At 61.4% G+C, this 18949-nt stretch carries 20 protein-coding genes and 1 tRNA gene; 10 read left to right on the forward strand and 11 right to left on the reverse strand.

Going from position 1 to position 18949, the window contains the following annotated elements; genetic code table 11:
* Position 1 precedes the first annotated feature (1 nt).
* The 8 genes from xerD to G4D79_RS19030 all read left to right on the forward strand — a co-directional run bounded on the left by xerD (position 2) and on the right by G4D79_RS19030 (position 7446).
* Positions 2-925, forward strand: a complete 924-nt coding sequence (gene xerD, locus G4D79_RS18995; protein ID WP_047270485.1) for a site-specific tyrosine recombinase XerD — start codon at positions 2-4, stop codon at positions 923-925.
* A 143-nt stretch (positions 926-1068) separates the two neighbouring features.
* The gene (locus G4D79_RS19000) at positions 1069-2082 is read left to right on the forward strand and encodes a ParA family protein (protein WP_099698218.1); all 1014 of its coding nucleotides are present in this window, start codon (positions 1069-1071) and stop codon (positions 2080-2082) included.
* A 50-nt stretch (positions 2083-2132) separates the two neighbouring features.
* Positions 2133-2954 carry a ScpA family protein gene (locus G4D79_RS19005; RefSeq protein ID WP_046379919.1) on the forward strand — a complete coding sequence of 274 codons (822 nt, stop codon included), beginning with the start codon at positions 2133-2135 and terminating at the stop codon, positions 2952-2954.
* Between the two features lie 41 nt (positions 2955-2995).
* On the forward strand, positions 2996-3679 hold the full coding sequence (gene scpB / locus G4D79_RS19010) for an SMC-Scp complex subunit ScpB (protein ID WP_037127047.1): 684 nt from the start codon (positions 2996-2998) through the stop codon (positions 3677-3679).
* Positions 3680-3756: 77 nt separating this feature from the next.
* Positions 3757-5154, forward strand: coding sequence for a pseudouridine synthase (locus G4D79_RS19015; protein WP_099698219.1), 1398 nt, complete (start codon positions 3757-3759; stop codon positions 5152-5154).
* An 11-nt stretch (positions 5155-5165) separates the two neighbouring features.
* Positions 5166-5846 (forward strand): (d)CMP kinase, encoded by a 681-nt coding sequence (cmk, locus tag G4D79_RS19020; RefSeq protein ID WP_170320421.1) that lies wholly within the window; start codon positions 5166-5168, stop codon positions 5844-5846.
* Positions 5843-7270, forward strand: a complete 1428-nt coding sequence (gene der, locus G4D79_RS19025; RefSeq protein ID WP_003946199.1) for a ribosome biogenesis GTPase Der — start codon at positions 5843-5845, stop codon at positions 7268-7270. Before cmk ends, der begins: the two co-directional genes overlap by 4 nt.
* Before the next feature lie 102 nt (positions 7271-7372).
* A tRNA-Pro gene (locus tag G4D79_RS19030) sits at positions 7373-7446 on the forward strand.
* A 270-nt stretch (positions 7447-7716) separates the two neighbouring features.
* Here the strand turns inward: G4D79_RS19030 and G4D79_RS19035 are convergent.
* Positions 7717-8142, reverse strand: a complete 426-nt coding sequence (locus G4D79_RS19035; protein ID WP_054828053.1) for a hypothetical protein — start codon at positions 8140-8142, stop codon at positions 7717-7719.
* 338 nt (positions 8143-8480) lie between these two features.
* On the opposite strand from G4D79_RS19035, the gene G4D79_RS19040 reads away from it, so the two are divergent.
* On the forward strand, positions 8481-8936 hold the full coding sequence (locus G4D79_RS19040) for a hypothetical protein (protein ID WP_063316363.1): 456 nt from the start codon (positions 8481-8483) through the stop codon (positions 8934-8936).
* Here G4D79_RS19040 and G4D79_RS19045 read toward each other — a convergent pair whose 3' ends face one another.
* The 8 genes from G4D79_RS19045 to G4D79_RS19080 all read right to left on the reverse strand — a co-directional run bounded on the left by G4D79_RS19045 (position 8937) and on the right by G4D79_RS19080 (position 16569).
* Positions 8937-9278 carry a hypothetical protein gene (locus G4D79_RS19045; RefSeq protein WP_042451032.1) on the reverse strand — a complete coding sequence of 114 codons (342 nt, stop codon included), beginning with the start codon at positions 9276-9278 and terminating at the stop codon, positions 8937-8939.
* Positions 9279-9313: 35 nt separating this feature from the next.
* Complete coding sequence (locus tag G4D79_RS19050) at positions 9314-9994, reverse strand: hypothetical protein (protein ID WP_083057608.1); 681 nt, start codon at positions 9992-9994, stop codon at positions 9314-9316.
* 176 nt (positions 9995-10170) lie between these two features.
* Complete coding sequence (locus tag G4D79_RS19055) at positions 10171-11055, reverse strand: hypothetical protein (RefSeq protein ID WP_021333517.1); 885 nt, start codon at positions 11053-11055, stop codon at positions 10171-10173.
* Positions 11056-11120: 65 nt separating this feature from the next.
* Positions 11121-11981 carry an ABC transporter permease gene (locus G4D79_RS35270; protein WP_168798820.1) on the reverse strand — a complete coding sequence of 287 codons (861 nt, stop codon included), beginning with the start codon at positions 11979-11981 and terminating at the stop codon, positions 11121-11123.
* Positions 11978-12940 carry an ABC transporter permease gene (locus G4D79_RS19065; protein ID WP_158510646.1) on the reverse strand — a complete coding sequence of 321 codons (963 nt, stop codon included), beginning with the start codon at positions 12938-12940 and terminating at the stop codon, positions 11978-11980. Before G4D79_RS19065 ends, G4D79_RS35270 begins: the two co-directional genes overlap by 4 nt.
* An 80-nt stretch (positions 12941-13020) precedes the next feature.
* Positions 13021-14553 carry an ABC transporter substrate-binding protein gene (locus G4D79_RS19070; protein ID WP_180279633.1) on the reverse strand — a complete coding sequence of 511 codons (1533 nt, stop codon included), beginning with the start codon at positions 14551-14553 and terminating at the stop codon, positions 13021-13023.
* 130 nt (positions 14554-14683) lie between these two features.
* Entirely contained in the window at positions 14684-15658 is a 975-nt protein-coding gene (locus G4D79_RS19075; RefSeq protein WP_021333513.1) for an ABC transporter ATP-binding protein, read from the reverse strand.
* The gene (locus G4D79_RS19080) at positions 15658-16569 is read right to left on the reverse strand and encodes an ABC transporter ATP-binding protein (protein ID WP_054828049.1); all 912 of its coding nucleotides are present in this window, start codon (positions 16567-16569) and stop codon (positions 15658-15660) included. The genes G4D79_RS19075 and G4D79_RS19080 overlap by 1 nt, the downstream gene beginning before the upstream one ends.
* Before the next feature lie 275 nt (positions 16570-16844).
* On the opposite strand from G4D79_RS19080, the gene G4D79_RS19085 reads away from it, so the two are divergent.
* Positions 16845-17402, forward strand: a complete 558-nt coding sequence (locus G4D79_RS19085; protein WP_021333511.1) for a QsdR family transcriptional regulator — start codon at positions 16845-16847, stop codon at positions 17400-17402.
* An 85-nt stretch (positions 17403-17487) separates the two neighbouring features.
* Here the strand turns inward: G4D79_RS19085 and G4D79_RS19090 are convergent, their stop codons facing one another.
* Positions 17488-18309, reverse strand: coding sequence for a class II glutamine amidotransferase (locus G4D79_RS19090; protein ID WP_099698222.1), 822 nt, complete (start codon positions 18307-18309; stop codon positions 17488-17490).
* A 21-nt stretch (positions 18310-18330) separates the two neighbouring features.
* Entirely contained in the window at positions 18331-18774 is a 444-nt protein-coding gene (locus G4D79_RS19095; protein WP_030537512.1) for a hypothetical protein, read from the reverse strand.
* Between the last annotated feature and the right edge of the window lie 175 nt (positions 18775-18949).

An 18949-nucleotide genomic window follows, 5' to 3' on the forward strand; every position in this document is an offset into this window, starting at 1 on the left:
AGTGCTTGCCCGACAGGTGGACTCGTATCTCGACCATCTAGCGGTCGAGCGAGGATCTGCGCGCAATACTCTACTTTCCTATCGCCGCGACCTGAATCGGTACGCGGAGTACCTGCACGGACGCGGCATCGACGACGTCGCGGGCGTGACGGAGAACGACGTCACCGAATTCGTGACACATCTGCGCCTGGGTGACAAAGATGCCGGAGTCGTACCATTGGCGGCCAGTTCGGCAGCACGCACCCTGATCGCGGTCCGCGGATTCCACAAGTTCTCCGCCGCCGAGGGCCTGGTCAGCGTCGACGTGGCCCGAACGGTCAAGCCGCCGACGCCCGGACGCAAGCTGCCCAAGGCTCTGCCGCTCGACGACGTGATCGCCCTGCTCGACGCTTCGGGTGGCGGTGCGGCCGGTGACGGGCCCCGCGACCTGCGGGATCGCGCTCTGCTCGAGCTCCTGTACTCGACCGGAGCGCGAATCACCGAGGCGATCGATCTGGACGTCGACGACATCGATACCGAAACTCGTTCCGTGCTGCTCAAGGGCAAGGGCGGCAAGCAGCGGATCGTCCCCGTCGGCAGGCCGGCGATCGCCGCCGTCGACGCGTATCTCGTCCGCGGGCGCCCAAGCCTGGCGACGCGCGGTGTTCCTGCCCTCTTTCTCAACGCTCGCGGTGGACGCCTCTCGCGTCAGAGTGCATGGCAGATTCTTCAGGACGCGGCCGCGTCCGCCGGGATCAAGGCGGACGTCTCACCCCATACGCTCAGGCACTCGTTTGCCACACACCTGCTCGACGGCGGCGCGGACGTACGCGTCGTGCAGGAACTTCTCGGTCACGCTTCGGTAACCACGACGCAGATCTACACACTGGTCACCGTCACCGCGCTGCGCGAAGTGTGGGCTCAGGCACACCCGCGTGCCCGTTAGGGGTTGGTTGGCTCATGCGTGTCTGCGAGACCATTCGGTGATGTAAGCGGTAGCGTTCAAGGAGCGCGAGCGGCCTCCACCGCAGTTTCGGGGGTTTGCCGGCGCCGAGAGCAACCGCCGAAAGAGTAGGGGAGCATCGGACCGTGTCGACATCGCAGCCACCAGCGGCGGAGTCCGCGCCGCCGCATGTCAATGCCCAACTCTTCGAGCGCGTGAACGAATCAGCACCAGCTGTACCCTCCGAACCAGAGGCGATGTTCGAAATAGATACGACGCCAGTAGCCTCTCCACCTGCGGAAACCCTCACCGTTTCCGCGGAAGAACTCGGCCCGACAGGTCGACCGGTCCGCGAGGTACCCCAACCGACACCGTTGGCGCACCACGGACCCGCGATGATCATCGCGATGTGCAACCAGAAGGGCGGCGTCGGCAAGACGACGTCGACCATCAACCTGGGTGCGTCGTTGGCCGAATACGGTCGCCGAGTGCTCCTGGTGGATCTCGATCCCCAAGGCGCGTTGTCTGCTGGACTGGGCGTCCAGCATCACGACCTGGAACTGACCGTCCATAACCTTCTGGTCGAACCGCGTGTGTCCATCGACGATGTGTTGATGCGCACTCGGGTCGACGGCCTCGACCTGCTGCCCAGCAACATCGACCTTTCGGCCGCCGAGATCCAATTGGTCACCGAGGTCGGACGTGAGCAGACCTTGCGACGCGTGTTGCACCCTGTTCTCGATCGGTACGACTACGTGCTCATCGACTGCCAGCCGTCGCTTGGCCTGCTCACGGTGAATGCGCTGGCTTGCGCCGATTCGGTCATCATTCCGATGGAATGCGAGTACTTCAGCCTGCGCGGCCTGGCACTGCTCAACGACACCGTCGAAAAGGTGCACGATCGTCTCAATCCCAAGCTGGAGTTGGCCGGTATCGTCGTCACGATGTTCGACGCCCGGACTCTGCACGCTCGTGAGGTGATGGCGCGAGTCGTCGAGGTGTTCGGCGACGTCGTCTACGACACGGTGATCAACCGCACCGTCCGATTCCCCGAAACCAGCGTCGCCGGTGAGCCGATCACGACGTGGGCGCCGAAATCGGCTGGGGCCGAGGCATATAGAGCATTGGCCCGCGAGGTCATTCACCGGTCTGGTCGTTAGTGGAACTGATTGCATCGCAAGAAGATTCGGTCGAAGTCGAGCCGGATTCGATCGACCCGAACGTGCCGACCGACGCTCAGACCGCAGCCAAGGCTGCCGGTTTCCGAGTCACTCTCAGGAACTTCGAAGGCCCGTTCGATCTGCTGTTGAACCTGATCAATCAACGGCAACTTGATGTCACCGAAGTCGCCCTGCACACCGTCACGGACGATTTCATCGCATACACCAAGGAACTCGGCAGTGCGATGGGCCTCGATCAGACAACAGAGTTTCTGGTCGTCGCGGCCACGCTTCTGGATCTGAAAGCCGCAAGGCTGTTGCCCGCCGGGCAGGTCGAGGACGCGGAGGATCTGGCGCTACTCGAAGCCCGCGACCTTCTCTTCGCGCGACTGCTGCAGTACCGGGCGTACAAACAAGTTGCGGCGCTGTTCGGTGAGTTGGAGGAAGCAGCGCTGCGGCGCTATCCGCGCTCGGTTGCCGTCGAGGATCAGTTCACCGAACTCCTGCCCGAGGTGTTGTTGGGCGTCGATCCTCAGCGTTTTGCGGAGATCGCGGCGACGGTGTTCACACCGCGTCCGGTGCCGACAGTGGGCCTCGATCACCTCCATGTGTCCAATATCTCGATACCCGAGCAGGCCGAGCGAATTCTCGAGTTGCTGCGCGAGCGAGGCATAGGGGAGTGGACACCCTTCGGGGACCTCGTTGCCGAGTGTGAGATCACCGTCGAGATAGTCGCAAGATTTCTCGCGTTGCTCGAGTTGTATCGCCGGCAGGTCATTGTGTTCGAGCAACCCGAAGCACTCGGACCGCTGATGGTGAGTTGGACCGGAGACGACCCGGCCGCGCCGGTCACAGAGGAGGACTACGGATGAACGCCGAGCCGACGGAACCAGAGTCTTCGCAGCTAGACGAGATGATCGAGCCTACCGAACACGCCTCGGAGTCCGAAGATTCCGCCCCCGATTTCGAACTCGACGACGATCAACTCGACGCAGTGCTGGAGTCGCTTCTGCTTGTCGTGGATTCGCCGGCCGAAGTGAACCAACTCGCATCTGTCACCGGAACCGCGCCGGAACGAGTCGAAGAACGCCTGACGTCGATGTCAGCCGCATTGACCGCTCGCGGCAGCGGAATGGACCTTCGCTACGCGGGCGACGGATGGCGTCTGTACACGCGACAAGAGTTTGCCCCGTACGTGGAAAAGCTGCTATTGGACGGCGCACGCACCAAATTGACCAGGGCGGCATTGGAAACTTTGGCCGTAGTCGCATACCGTCAACCGTTGACTCGTGCGCGGATCAGTGCGGTACGAGGCGTCAACGTGGACGGGGTGGTACGCACCCTCCTTGCCCGCGGACTGATCGCGGAAGCCGGGCCTGACCCGGACACCAACGCGACACGGTACTCCACGACCGAACTGTTCCTCGAACGGCTCGGCCTGGCCTCGCTCAGCGAGCTCCCGGAGTTGGCCCCGCTCTTGCCTGATGTCGATCTCATCGACGACATCAGCGAAAGCCTGGAATCCGATCCGCGATTTGCGAGAATGAACAAGGCAGACGTGCCCGCTGACGTAGTGGACACCGAAGTCGACGACTGACCGGAATTCCGGCGCTCGTCAGCACCGAGAAAGACCCGACCACGCTCGGGAAACAGTAGAAAACTGACAGGAAAAAAGTGAACAATCCCGCTCGCCGAGATGGCACACCGGACCGTAACAACTCCCGCGACAGCCGCGGCGCACGCAGCGATGCCCCCCGTGGTGGTCGCAGCGACGCCCCCCGCGGCGCACGTAGCGAAGCGCCCCGTGGTGGACGCAGCAACACTTCCCGCAGTACCTCCGGATACGACCGCAACGCCGGATCCGACCGTCCCCGCACGGACGACCGTCGCGGTGGATTCAATGATGACCGTCGCCCGCCGCGCAGCGATGACCGTCGCCCCGCACGTACCGACGACCGTCGTGGTGGCTACAACGACGACCGTCGCGGACCGCGCACTGACGACCGCCGCGGACCCCGCAGCGATGACCGCCGTACCCCCCACGTCGACGCCCGTCGCGCACCGCGTGGCGGCGCTGACCGTCGTAGTGACGATCAGCGCGGCGCACGCCCCGACGCTCCTCGCGGCGGCGCATGGTCGAACGCACCTCGTGGGTCCAAGTTCGACGGACCTCCGCGCAAGCGCCCGGCAGCCCCCACACCGCCGGCGACCAACAAGCGTGGCAAGCCGAAGACCGAGAAGCCGCAGCGCGTCGTCTCTCAGAACCCGTTGGTCTCCAACGCCAAGCCGGCGCGTCATCAGCATGCCGAGATCACCAAGCACGACGGCCCGCCGAAGGGCGACGGCGTCCGCTTGCAGAAGGTACTGGCTCAGGCCGGCGTCGCATCACGCCGCGCTGCTGAAGAACTGATCGATCAGGGTCGCGTCGAGGTCGACGGCCGCATCGTGGTCGAACAGGGTCTGCGTGTCGACCCCGAGAACGCAGTGGTTCGTGTCGACGGCGTCCGCGTCGTCGTGCAGAAGGACCTCGTCTACCTCGCGATGAACAAGCCGCGTGGCTGGCAGTGCACCATGTCCGACGATCTCGGTCGTCCGTGCGTCGGTGACATCGTCTCCGAGCGCGTTCAGTCGGGTCAGCGGCTCTTCCACGTCGGCCGTCTCGACGCCGACACCGAAGGCTTGCTTCTCTTCACCAACGACGGTGACTTGGCTCACCGCCTGATGCACCCGTCGTTCGAGGTTCCGAAGACGTACCTCGCCACGGTTCACGGAGTTGTCGAGCGCAGCACCGGCAAGCAGTTGCGTGACGGCGTCACCCTCGACGACGGTCCGGCCAAGGTGGACGCGTTCACCGTGCTCGAGATCAACGAGGGCAAGACGCTCGTCAAGCTGGTTCTGCACGAGGGCCGTAAGCACATCGTGCGTCGCCTCCTCGATGCCGTCGGTCACCCCGTTGTCCGCCTGGTACGCACCAACGTCGGAGTTGTCGCTCTCGGCGATCAGCGTCCGGGAACGCAGCGCGTCCTCGGACGTAGCGAGGTCGGTGGACTGTACGAGGCGGTCGGCCTGTGACCGATTCGTCCATGCCGCTGGTAGTCGCTATGGACGGACCGTCCGGAACCGGCAAGTCCAGCGTCTCTCGCGCGTTGGCGCAGCGTTTGGGCGCTCGCTACCTCGACACCGGAGCCATCTACCGGATCGCGACCCTGCACGTGCTGCGTCAGGGAATCGATCTGGCGGATTCCGCCGCGATCACGGCCGCCGTTGCGGCGTTGCCATGGTCCATCGGTACCGATCCGAGCAGCGAGCAGGTGCATCTCGACGGCGCGGACGTCAGCGAGGAGATCCGCGGCGACGCGGTAACCAAGGCTGTCTCCGCGGTGTCGGCTGTACCCGAGGTTCGTGACCTGCTGGTCGCCACTCAGCGTGAGTTGGCGGCCGGTGCGGAGCGGATCGTCGTGGAAGGTCGCGACATCGGAACCGTCGTACTCCCCGATGCAGACGTCAAGATCTTCTTGACCGCATCGGCGGAAACCCGTGCGGCACGGCGCAATACGCAGAACATCGGCCAAGGCCGTGAAGACAATTACGAAGCGGTGCTGGCTGATGTGCAGCGCCGTGACCATCTCGATTCGACTCGGGCAGTGTCGCCGTTGCGCCCTGCCGACGACTCCATTCTGGTGGATACGAGCGAATTGGGAATTGAAGATGTGATCGCCAAGTTGCTGTTGGTGGTCAGCGACAGAACTGGAGCAGTGCAGTGAGCGACGATCTGGTAACCGAATATGCCGGTGACGGAACTTGGTCCGAGGAATCGGAGTGGGATTACGCCGATCTCGAAGCGGACGGCGAAGGCGAAGCGCACATTGCCGTCCCGACCTTGGCTGTTGTCGGTCGACCGAACGTCGGCAAGTCGACGCTCGTCAACCGCATCATCGGCCGTCGTGAAGCGGTAGTCGAAGACATCCCCGGCGTTACCCGTGACCGCGTCTCCTACGAGGCGAACTGGGCCGGACGACGCTTCCTCGTCCAGGACACCGGCGGATGGGAGCCCGACGCAAAGGGTCTTCAGCAGGCGGTCGCACGTCAGGCGGAGTTGGCCATGGGAACGGCTGACGCCATTCTCCTGGTCGTCGACGCTGTTGTCGGCGCTACCGCGACGGACGAAGCTGTTGCTCGCGTGCTTCGCCGCTCGAAGACTCCGGTCATCCTCGTTGCCAACAAGGTGGACGACGGACGCACCGAGTCCGAGGTTGCAGCACTGTGGTCCTTGGGCCTCGGTCAGCCGTACTCCGTGAGTGCGACGCACGGACGCGGTACCGGCGACCTGCTCGACGAGGTTCTCGAGAAGCTGCCGGAAACCCCGCGTGAAGGTATCCCCGGCGGCGGTCCGCGTCGTGTTGCTCTCGTCGGAAAGCCGAATGTCGGAAAGTCCAGCTTGCTCAACAAGCTGTCCGGTGACGAGCGGTCCGTCGTGCACAATGTTGCCGGCACCACCGTCGACCCGGTCGACTCCATCGTCGAACTCGGCGGGCGCCCTTGGCGTTTCGTCGACACGGCTGGTCTGCGCAAGCGCGTCAGCCATGCCAGCGGCGCGGAGTTCTATGCGTCGCTGCGTACGAAGAGCGCGATCGAGGCCGCTGAGGTTGCGATCCTGCTGATCGACGCGCACGAGCCGATCACCGAGCAGGACCTGCGTGTTCTGAGCATGGTGGCCGACACGGGTCGTGCATTGGTGATCGCATTCAACAAGTGGGACCTCGTGGACGAGGACCGTCGACTCATGCTGGACAAGGAAGTGGACCGCGATCTGGTCCGCGTTCCGTGGGCTCAGCGAGTCAACATCTCCGCCCACACCGGTCGCGCCGTGGCGAAGCTCGTGCCGGCTCTCGACACGGCTCTGGAGTCCTGGGACAAGCGCATCCCCACGGGTCGCCTGAACACCTGGCTCAAGGAAGTTGTGGCAGCAACGCCGCCTCCGATGCGTGGTGGTCGCCTTCCTCGCATCATGTTCGCGACGCAGGCAAGCACACGCCCGCCGACATTCGTTCTCTTCACCACGGGCTTCCTCGAGGCCGGCTACCGCCGCTTCATCGAGCGGCGTCTGCGTGAAGAGTTCAACTTCGACGGCAGCCCGATCCGCGTATCCGTCCGAGTGCGCGAGAAGCGTGACCGTAAGGGCCGCTGATTCTGCGTCCAATTCGGTACTGAAACGGCTCTGACCAGCCGATTGGTACTTCGGCCCGTCCCTGATGTAATCTTTCCAAGCGCCCGAAACAAGGGCGTGGGACGGGCTGTGGCGCAGCTTGGTAGCGCACTTGACTGGGGGTCAAGTGGTCGCAGGTTCAAATCCTGTCAGCCCGACCGAAGTTAGATCAAAAAGGCAGTTTCTCAGAAATGAGAAACTGCCTTTTTGTTTGTGCCTTCAAAGGTTCGGCAACGGATCATGCGGGAAGTCCTGCGGTGACGTGATCTCCGCGTCGGCAGTGTTCACGACTGCAACATATTCTTCGTCGGTTTCGCGCTCATCAGAACGTCTGGTGGAAACGCGTAGTGGATCTCGTCGTCTGGATGCAAGTGGGAGCGAAGGCGCGCACGGACACCCGCGGAAACCGGCATGCGCGGAAGGCTAGCTCAGGTTCGCTGACTGAGGCGAATATTGTGAACGGCAACGGTTACTCCGAAGAGCGCGATCAGAATGGCGGTAAAGATTGCTGCCAACCACCACGGCGCCGAACCTGCTGTATTCAGCCAGATGGTCAGTGCACCGAAAATAGTAGTCGGAATGCCGACAGCACGAGACAGGTCGACGTTCCTCGGATTGACCGGCGGTGTTCTCCACCAATGAAGGCGATGTCCTCGATTCTCACGCAGCATTCGCAGGATGGACCAGACAGTAAGCGGCAGACCAATCGCGAGGATGACCATCCCGCCAATGATCGCCAAAGTGCACCCGTCTCGGAAGTACGTCACGGCAGCGCCCACAACACCTGCAAAACCGATGGCCGTGAATACTTTCCACGCCGGGGTTATGGACTGGCCATGCGGTTGTGTTGCCATGCAAGCACCCTTCCACAAAACATAATCGAAAACTTCAACCCTGTTGCGGCCGTCGATTGTGCATCAGGGTGACAATCAAACTCGGTAGGCCGTTAACTACTCCGAGTACAGCGACTGCGATACCCGCACTCAAGAGAGGTGCTGTCTCCCAATAGTTGTCGACGATGGCAGATGCTCCGATCAAGCTCGATACCCAGCCCGTGAGTTGAGCACGTCGGACATGTTGTGCCGCTCGCGAGGAGGTCGGTCCTGCCGAGAGAGGTAATCTCCGCCCCTTTCGAGTTGTAGTCGCTTTCTGCTCCGGAGCGCAATTTCGCCTACTGGCATGATCTCTTCTTATGATTGGGATTCGGATCGCGTGGGTTGTATTGGCGGTCGCCACCGGGATTCTGGGATCCGCGACGGCACAGTGGCCGCTGTACGAGATCACCGATTGCGAAATAGGCCTCGGCCCGCTCAGTTCTGCCGATTGTTACCGCTCGATTCACGACTACTTCGGGCGGGAGCTCTTCTTGGTGCTGGCGTTGCCGGTGGCTCTGTGCGTTATTCCAGCCGTGATCCCACGACCATTAGTTTCCTGGATCGTCTCGGCGACAATGCTTTGCGCTGCAGTATTGGGTTTCTTTGCAGCTTTCAGCTCTGATATGCCTTCTCTGCTGTCGATGGTGGGGAGCCTCCCTGCTGCAGTGCTGGCATTGGTACTTGCTGCGGTGCATCAGGGGATCGCATTGCGCAACAAGGGCGCCATTGCGCGTGCGCGCAGTGGGGTTCGCGATACGCAGCCGAGTGAGTGATCAGTCGGGGCTGAAGAACAGTTCCATCGAGATCCAGAACCACGCCACCATTGCTGCCACAGAAAGGAACGCGAGCACCAATGGCAACGCGAATTGCCTGCCGGTGCGGCTGGGAATAGTCATAAGTCCGAGAATGACGAACACGGCGGCAGGCGCCGCCCAACTTATCCAGTAGGTGAGCGGTGGCGGGTTGGGGCCGAACGACGTGAACGAACGGTTCGGATAAAGCTGCGGCTGCGGGACATCTGCGAAATGTTGCCACAGGAGTACCAACGGCAGATAGCCGAACAGCCCGAGCAGAAGGCCGACGACGAGTCCCGCGAAGATTCGCTCGCCCCTCATCTCGATGCGCCCGTCGGAATCAATCGTTCCACTGCCTATGCCACTTCTGGAAAGTCACGAGCCTGCATCCGTAGTGCCCACGCCCGGGCCGCAACGAACGTCACGGCCAATACGAGCACCACCAGCAGTACGACTGCAATCCAGGTGGGAGCGGCGGTGGAAAAGCCCAGCTTCCACGCAGTACCGACACCCGCAGCAGTCGCCGCCAACGCCCCTACCGGAAGCATCGCCGCGACCGCTCGCGTCGTGCGAACAGTAAGTCGATCCCCGGCAGCGCGAAGAACTCCGAACACGGCGGCGACCGAAAGGCCATAGGCCAGAAGACCGCTGACGGCATAAACCAGGAGCGGGGACCATCCGATGTCAACCGACCTGGTGAATGCCATGCTGATCAAGACCAACAGGGGCGTCAACCCAAGCGTGACTCCCACGAGGCCTGCCACCACAGTTCGAAGCATTCGATTGTCCTGACCTCCGGAGATTCGCACACCCGCGAGGTGGAGTACGAGCCCGGTCAGCACGCCCAGAACGGCGCCGATCACCGCAGCCTCGATGGGCCAGGCCCATTGCGATTTACCCGCGAAGCCCGAGATTGTCGTGCCACCCGAAAAGAGGGTGATCGTGGCGGACGCCTGTGCCGATCCCTGTGTCAGTGCCGCCGTGACGATGGCAACGGTCGCACCGAACAAAGCAAACCCGAGTGCCTGTTTCCACATCTAGCCATCTTGACCCATCCCGCGGGAGAATTCGGCACAACGGCAGTCTCATCCGGATGCCTTCTCACTGTGCAGATTGGGGGCGCAGCCGACTTCGGCGATAATTGTGTGAAGGGGCTGGTGGTGACACCCTCGTCGTATCACCACCAGCCACGTTCGACACTCACGACCTGCTGTCACGCACGCAATCGGCGACGTGCTGCCAGTGCTGCCGGAAATCCGAGATCTGCATCGATCACTTCACCGGAGAGACGTTCCGAGATTTCGATCAGTCGACTGCATCCGGTCTCTCCGATCGCCTCGTACGGGTACGACCCCAGCACATCGGTCTGATGCTCAACCCGCTTCCGGCGATCGCGACCCACCTCGTTCAGGTGAAGCTCGGGGCCGCCTTCGAGCCATCCACGCGCCCGCACACTTTCGACGCCTTCCGCCCACTGATCGTTGTCCCATGCCCGGCTCATTTGCAGAGCAGCAGCAGGAACATCACCGGTTGCGGCGTGGACTACCAACGCTTCGACACCGTTGAGTCCCTCGGCGTGAAGAAGTGCGACATGAGAATCTCCGCGAAACTCCCGGAGCAAGGATTGGGCATGCCACAACACGAGATGAGGCTCCTCAGGCCACGGCAATGATGCGTGCCCACCGAACAGGGGTCGCCCTTGTGGTCTGTTGCAGGCGCGTTCCGCGGCTCGACGTGCGAGTTCGGCAGCTTCGCGAACTTCGGTGCCGTCGACATGTTCTCCCCAGGCCTTGCGCAGCGAACGGTCGACAGCGTCGAGTCGAGCGGTGAGGATCTGTTCGGGGGTGGCGATTGTCCAGGCTTCCGGCAGGACCGCGTGTACCAGTTCGGGGTTGAAGTTGAAGAAGGTAGCGATGGTGACTTCAGCCGCTACTGCACCCATGGGTGCGGACCGCGAAGCGAAGTAGCCCATTCGAGGGTGTGTAAAGCCCAGTGCGGCATATGCTTCCGCGCCGAAAGGGGTGAAGTAGATCATGCCGTGTATTGGTTCGGCTCCACGGAAGACGCGGCGCGCGGTTTCTGGTGCGATCGAGGTCATCGATAGTCCTTCATGCTGGTGGTGTGGTCTTCGAACAGTCGAGTCGGATGGTTGTTCTACGCCGGCTATCTCCCTCTGACATACATGCGGTCCCGGACGGCATCACCCACTCGGTAGACGGCCAGGACGACCAATGAAATCAGAATGCCGGAGGGGAGAATCTGTTGTGGTGCACTCAAGATGTGCAGGTACGCATCGGATAAGTCACCGCCCCAACTCGGAGTGGGGGGCTGTATTCCCAACCCCAGGAATGAGAGTGCCGCCTGCGCGAGAAAGGTCAGGCCGGTGAGCACGGTCACCTGAACGACAACCGGCCCGATTGCGTGCGGAAGAAGATGACGCAGCAGCACTACGTGCGGCGGGCATCCTGAGAGTCGCGCGCTCAGAACGAAGTCTCGGTTCCTCGTTTCGCTGACCCCGGCAGCCAGAATTCTTGCAACTGTGGGTGCATAGACGACTCCGAGCGCTGACATCGACGTGATCAGGCTCGGCCCCAGAACACCGGTAATAGCCACTGCGAGAACCAAACCTGGGAATGCCAGCAATGCGTCCGCCACCCGGAGGAGTGACGCGCCGATCCAGCGTGGCCAATATCCGGCGATCAACCCCCACGGAATTCCCAACAGCAGACTGACGGCGACAGCGATCGCGACGCCGAAGAAGGCGGAGCGTCCTCCCCAGATCAATCGACTGAGCACGTCACGACCGAAGCCGTCAGTGCCAAGCAGGTGCTGTGCACTCGGACCGGCGAACGTGTTGGTCAGGTTCTGATCGGTCGGACTGTGCGGAGCCACGAACGAGGCCAAGACGGACGCCGCTATCAGCGTTCCGAGAAAGCAGTAGCTGAGCCATAATCCGGGGTGCAGTCGAGGGAGAGCCCACTTGGAGCGGGTCTCGCCTGCGGTGGTCAGCGCGAGTTGGCTCACGAGATCGTTCCCTTCCTCAATTGTGGGCTGATCATGTTGTTGACGACGTCGACCAGGATGTTCACGAGAAGCACGATCACGACGAACAGCAACACAATGCCTTGAAGCATCGGATAATCTCGCGTGTCGATCGCAATGACGAGAGCGCTCCCGAGGCCCGGCAGCACGAAGATCTGCTCGAGAATGACCGTCGCACCCAGCATCGCCACGGCGAGCAATCCATAGACAGTGACAATCGTGGGAACGATGTTTCGTAGCGCGTAGCGCCACACGATCTTCCGCTCGTCGATACCCATCGCACGCGCAGTTCGTACGTAGTCACTTGACAGTGTCTCGATCATCGCAGCCCTGGTCTGCCGAACCGCAATCGATGCTGCGCCGGCAGCGAGCGCCGTTGCTGGTAGGACCAAATGGCTCAGGTTGTCGATCACACTGTTCTCGAGAGGAACCCAGCCGAGCACCGGTAGAACTCCCAAACCGAGGGCGAAGACATCGACCAGCACGATAGCGAGGAAGAAGTCCGGTACCGCGAGTCCGATCCCCGAAACCGTGCGGGTCAGACCATCGCTGCGTCGTCCCTGCCGCGTCGCGGTCCACACACCGAGCGGTATGGCGACGACGGCGGACAGTAACAGTGCGAGTACAACGAGCTCGGCGCTCGCCGGCAGGCGCGCAAGGATCTGTGGGCCGACGGGGGCGCTGTTCTGTAGCGACGTTCCCAGATCTCCGTGCAGAGCCGACACCACCCAGTTCCAGTACTGGACCAGCAGAGGTTGATTCAATCCGAGTCGCTCGTTGAGTGCCGCGATCGCTTCATCGCTGCCGTTCGGACCGAGAAGTGCCTCGGCTGGTCCACCGGGGATTATCCGGATAAGGGCAAAGGTTATGAAACTAGCGATAATCGCGGTAGGAATTATCTGTGCGAACCGGACGCCGATCATCCGTATGTAAGGATTCACCGGCGATCGGTGAGGGTTTCGGGTCGGAACGCTCTCAGGCTCGGGGGCCAACGAATTCTCTTGCGATACAACGGTCGTCGTCATGACTTCGAGAGGTACGTCAGATTGGGGGAGCCGTTCAGTGCGGGAACGGCCCCGTGGACGTTCTTCGTGTAGGCGACCACGTCGGGAGTGAAGTACAACGGTACGTACTCAGCGGACTTGATCACGACTTGATTGATCTGTTTGACGATGTCGAGCTGAGCGGTTTCGTCATACGTGTTGTTCAGCAGTGCGATCAGCTTCTCCAACTCCTCGTTGGGGACGGAATTCTGCCGGAAGTACGATCGCGAACCCAGAGAGGCTTCGAAATTGAGCGGTGCGGATGCTCGCGTGGGCCATCCCACGCTGAAGACGTCCGCGCTGTTGTGTGCGACGAACTCCGTAATCGCCTGAGGTCCACTCATTTCGACGAAGTCGACCTTGATGCCGACTTTCTCCCATTGTTCTCCGACAAGGACCGCGTTGGTCGAGTACGGCGGTAGGTTGCCTGCTAGTCCGCGCACGGTGACCCCATTCGGATACCCCGCCTCCGCTAGCAGCGATTTGGCCTTCTCCGGGTCGTACGGCCATGCATCTTCGGTTTCCTCGTCGTAGAACTGCGAACTGGGAGGATATTGACCGAACGCCGCAGTTCCTTCCGAGCTGTCCAGCGCGGCTCGCGCAATTGCCTTGCGGTCGAGCGCATACTGCATCGCCAGACGAACCCGGACGTCGTTAACCACAGGGTTCTTGTTGTTGATCACGACGAGCGCAACTCCGAGTCTCGGGTCGTGACTGACGTTCAGGTTGGGATTCCGTTCGAGGATCGGAGCACTCGACGGTGTGAGCCCGTATGCAAAATCCGCAGCGTTCGATGTCAGGGCATTTGTCAGCGCTGTGGGATTGGAGATCACCTGGATCTGGATCTTGGCGAGCTGGGGGCTGGGTGGACCTGCCGGTTTGTAATCGTCGAATCGACTGAATGTGTATGAACTGTTCGGGACTGCGCTGGTGAATGTGTACGGCCCTGCGCCTACAGGCTTGTTGGCGAAGTCTGCCCCTGCTGCTGCCAGCGCAGTGGGGGAGACCACCATTCCCAATCTGCCGTTGAGCCAGCCTGGTAAACCGGAGGTAGGTGAACTCAACGAGATCGTGACGTGATCTGGGGACGTTGCTTCGATGCTCTTGATCGTCGGGACGGAAACGATTCCGAGACTCAAGCAGTGTTCCATGCTTGCCTTGACGGCTGCTGCATCGACAGCTGTACCGTCGTGGAAGGTCAAGCCGTTCTGCAACGTCATCTCGAACGTCAGGTTGTCCGGTCCGGAGAAGCCCCACTCGCTGGCGATTCCGGGCCGCAACTTCTGGGTGGCAGGTTCCGCATCGATCAGTGGTGCATACATCAACTGTAAGTAGTCGATGTCGTATCCGATGTTTCCCGCACACGGGTCGAGCGAGGCGGGCACGTGCGATGTCGCGACCTTGAGTTCGGCGTTCGGATCGGCAGGTCCGGTATCGCCGGCGGTACCGGTGGCGCTGCTCGAACAGCCGCTGAGCACAAGAGCAGAAAGTGCAAACGCAGCTACCAGCACACGTGGGCCACTTTTCCCATGATTCTGGAAGCGTGTGATCGGATATCGGGATCGCAAAGACAGACGCGGATTCATATGGTGGACTTTCGCTTTGGTCTTCTCGGAAGGGGGAGACTGACGCGGCACGCATTTACTGCGGCGGGTTGGAGATTCCGGTCGATGTGGCCGGGGACGATAGATGGCAGGCGGAGCTGTGTGCGGAATTCGAGGCCGCGCGAAGTGACGGCGCTTCCGACGCACAGCGATCCATCGCAAACGGGCAGCGGGTGCGGAATCGACAGCCCGAGGGTGGATTCCGTGGGTCGGGTAACTCGCCCCGCACCAATGCTTTCCGACGACTGCGCCGCTCGAGTTCGATGTGCGGGGCCGCGGCGAGAAGCGCCTGCGTGTAGGGGTGCGATGGAGTCCTCAGGACCGTGGCAACCGGTCCGATCTCGACGATTCGGCCGAGGTACATCACCGCGACGCGATCGGCGATCCGTGCCACCGAACCCAAATCGTGCGAAATGAAGATGTACGTGAGGTCATGTTCTTCTCGGAGATCGGCAAGAAGTTGCAACACCTCTTCCTGAAGCGAAACATCCAGGGAGGCAACAGGTTCGTCGCAGAGAATCAGTGGCGCCTTGGAGGCAAGTGCACGAGCGATGGTCACGCGTTGGCGTTGGCCACCGGAGAGCTGGGTCGGGAGGCGGTCGGCAAGCTCAGCGCCGAGACCGACCCGACGCAACAGCTCGACGGCTTTCGGCCGCAAGGACTGTGGGATGCGCAGACGCCCTGGCGCCATCGGCTCGGCTACGCAAGCCCATGAGGCCATCCGATTGTTCAAGGCCGACGTAGGGTTTTGAAAAATGAGATGGGAAGATCCACCCTTGCCGAACGCCGGGTCGTCGAGATTCATAGTGATGGAGCCTGCGGCCGTAGCCACCAGACCCGCGAGAGCGTGAGCCGTCGAGGATTTTCCCGATCCTGATTCACCGATTATCGCAAGGGTTTCGCCCCTCTGTACGGAGAAGCTGACGTCGTCGACCGCGCGAAGAGCTTTGCGTCCGCGTCCGTACTCGACTGCCAGATTCCTAACGTCGACGATGACGTCGGTGTTGCTCATCAGCTCACCAGTCCGAGCAACTCGAGTTCGTCGCTGCGGTGACATCTTGTTGCCGATTCCGGTGATCCGATCAGAAGTGGATGATCGGATATGCAGAGCTCCTCGGAGTAGTTGCACCGGGCGACGTATCGGCAACCCACGCCGTCAGCAGGGGCTTTGGTGGTGAAATCGCCTCGCGCCTTGGGCGATTGGGAGGAGACTTCTTCGAATGTCGAGCGTGCCGCCTCGAGAAGGCTGAACGTGTAGGGATGCGCGGGCCGCCGAAGCAGCACGTCTCGTGGCGCGACGTCGACGATCTCGCCGCGAAACATGGTGATGACTCGATCCGCGACCTCGGCGACAACCGCGAGGTCGTGACTGATCAACAACACGGCAAGATCGCGCTGTTCGGCCAGTTCTCGAAGGAGATCGACAATCTGAGCTTGGATGGTGACGTCGAGCGCTGTTGTCGGTTCGTCCGCGATCAGCAACTTCGGACCGCATGCCAGGGCCATCGCGATCATCACCCGCTGACACATCCCGCCGGAAAGCTCGTACCCGAACGACTTCAAGGTTCTGCTCGGGTCGGCCAGACCGACCTGGTGGAGAAGATCTGTAGCCACGTCCTCCGCATCGACTTTCGTGATGTCGCGGTGGGCCTTCAACACATCGACGATCTGGCGACCGATGCTGACGGAGGGGTTGAGAGCCGAACTCGGGTCCTGGAAGACCATACTGACGTCGCGACCGCGTATTTTCCTCAACTCGGCGGCGGGCAGACCCACAAGTTCCTGTCCTTCCAAACGGATGCTTCCGCTGGTTGTTGCCGTACGGGGCAAGAGACCGAGCAGAGCGAGTCCGGTCAGTGTCTTTCCGCTCCCGCTCTCTCCTACGAGGCCGGTGATTTCGCCCGACCCCAACTCGAAGCTCACGCGGTCGAGGAGTCTGTTCGAAATCGATTCTGTCCCAATGTCAACCGTGAGGTCTCGTACTTGCAGAAGTGGGCTCATCGTCGGGTCGTCCACGTGTGATCGTTCATCGCATTCCTCCGTAAACAACTGAATTGTTGTGACTGGAATCACGTACCGGGGAACAATAAACACTCACCTGCAACAAAGTCAATGAATGTTGCAACGATTGCCGTCGATGGCGCCGTCTGATCGCCTCCGGCTACCGACCAGCACGTCGTCAGCGATACATTCACTCCATGGCCGAGACACGTGACATCCGCGCGGAAGCGTTGAGTGCCGCCCGACGACAGTTCGCAGCCGGAAAACCGCTCGATGTGAACGCTTTGGCCACCGAGTTGGGGGTGGATCGGACCACCTTGTTCCGGCGTGCAGGGAATCGCGACACAATTACCGGTGACGTGCTCGATTCGCTGGCGCGCCGAACGTGGCGAATGGGCCTCGAGGAGTGCGGTGGAAGCGGAGCGTCAAGGGTTGTCGACGTCCTCACTTACCATGCACGGGCGACAATCGAGACCGAATTCTTCCGGACGTATTTGACTCGGGAACCGCAAAAGGCGTTGTGCATACTCACAACTGGACTGGGGCCGATTCAGGGCACGATGGTCGAATCCGTGCGAAGGCTGATCGAAGCTGAAATACCGGAGCAGATTCGGCCAGACCTGCCCGTCGAGGACATGGCATATCTGCTGGTTCGCGTGGGTGAGTCGTTCATCTACAACGATTTGCTCACTGGTGGCACTCCGGATACGGAGAAGGCTCGCTTGGCGTTCCGGCTCATCCTCTCGCGTGACTAGTGTGCCGAGTTTCCGTTGTCTCAGTTTTCGTGAAAGCGCTTCGAATGCAAGCTATTTCATAGCTATGCCTGGTTGTATGACCCAATCAGGCTGGTGGGATCGGCACAAAGCTCCGCATCTCGTCCCGTCCGGGCCGGATGACGCCTGCGGCGGATTCGGGAACCTCGTTCCAGGCGCCGGGAAGGTCACGTAGAGGCTCGGAGACGACGATTCGGGTCTCCTCACTCAGATGGTGCAGGGCATCCACCTCAGGATGGAGCTTGCGCAACATGGAAATCTCGGTGGAGAAGAACAACGACCTCGACTGGTGCTCGCTGGAATAGCGAAAGATCCAGGTGGAGATGCCATCCGACGTGGCGACGGTCATCTGAACCGGATTGTCGATTCCCTGCGAGCGGGCCGTGTGCTCGACGAATCCGACGGCCCTCGCGACACCTTCGAACGGATCGTCGGTCAGGCCGAACGTCAGCGCGAGGAAGAACAAGGTTTCCGAGTCCGTCGATCCTTCGAGATCCGGAAAGAGCGACGGATCAATGGCAGTCACCAATTCCCGTTTCATGTCGTGGAATCCGTGTAGTGAACCGTTGTGCATCCACAACCATTGCCGGTGCCGGAACGGGTGACAGTTGCTGCGCTGCACTGCAGTTCCCGTCGAGGCGCGGATGTGAGCGAACAGCAGAGGGGTGCGCAATTGGGAGGTGACTTCGCGCAGGTTCGAGTCGTTCCACGCGGGTTCGATGCTCTTGAAAACTGCCGGTTGGGGGCCTTCCCCGTACCAGCCGATTCCGAAGCCGTCGCCATTTGTCGTCGTGGCCCCGAGTTGAGAATGCAGGCTCTGGTCGATCAGCGAGTGCTGTGGCCTGAACAGCAAGTCATGGGCCAGTATCGGCTCTCCGGAATACGCCATCCACCTACACATACTTTCAACTCAAGCAGATCGAGTCGGCGTTGACGGTGCATGCGCAGCGGCGTGCGTCGTCTGGGTGGGCTTCCATGTCGACACAGCCCAGATCACGACGATGTTCAGCGCGATGATGAGAGTCGACCACCAGGGGTAGTACGGCAGCCACAAGAAGTTCGCGATGATCGAGATCGCGCAGATCACCACTGCCGACACCCGCGCCCAGGCCGCTCCGGTGAACAGTGCGAGCCCGACGAGAGCGACGAGCGCGCCCAGCACGAGATGGATCCAACCCCACGTCGTCAGGTCGAACTGATAGACGTAGTCGATCCCGACTACGAACACTTCGTTTTCGGCGACGGCAGCGAGTCCTTGGAAGAACTGCACGATGCCGACCGTCACCAAGATGACGGCTGCCCCGATCGATGTTCCTACCGCGAAACCCTGCTTGACTGATGTTGTATCCGACATGACGGTTTCCCTTGATTCGGTGGGGGGCGACCGGACACGTGCCCGGCACGCTCGTTGTAGTGATCGTTGTTCCACCGGCTGACCGCTATGAAACGGAAATACCTGTCCAATGCGGTGAGAAATCAGTGCGATCTGCTCCGATGTGCGGGCGAAATGTAACTTCTGACCCCTGTTG

It is taken from the genome of Rhodococcus sp. WY5 (assembly GCF_018588185.1).
Classification (GTDB): domain Bacteria; phylum Actinomycetota; class Actinomycetes; order Mycobacteriales; family Mycobacteriaceae; genus Rhodococcus_F; species Rhodococcus_F qingshengii.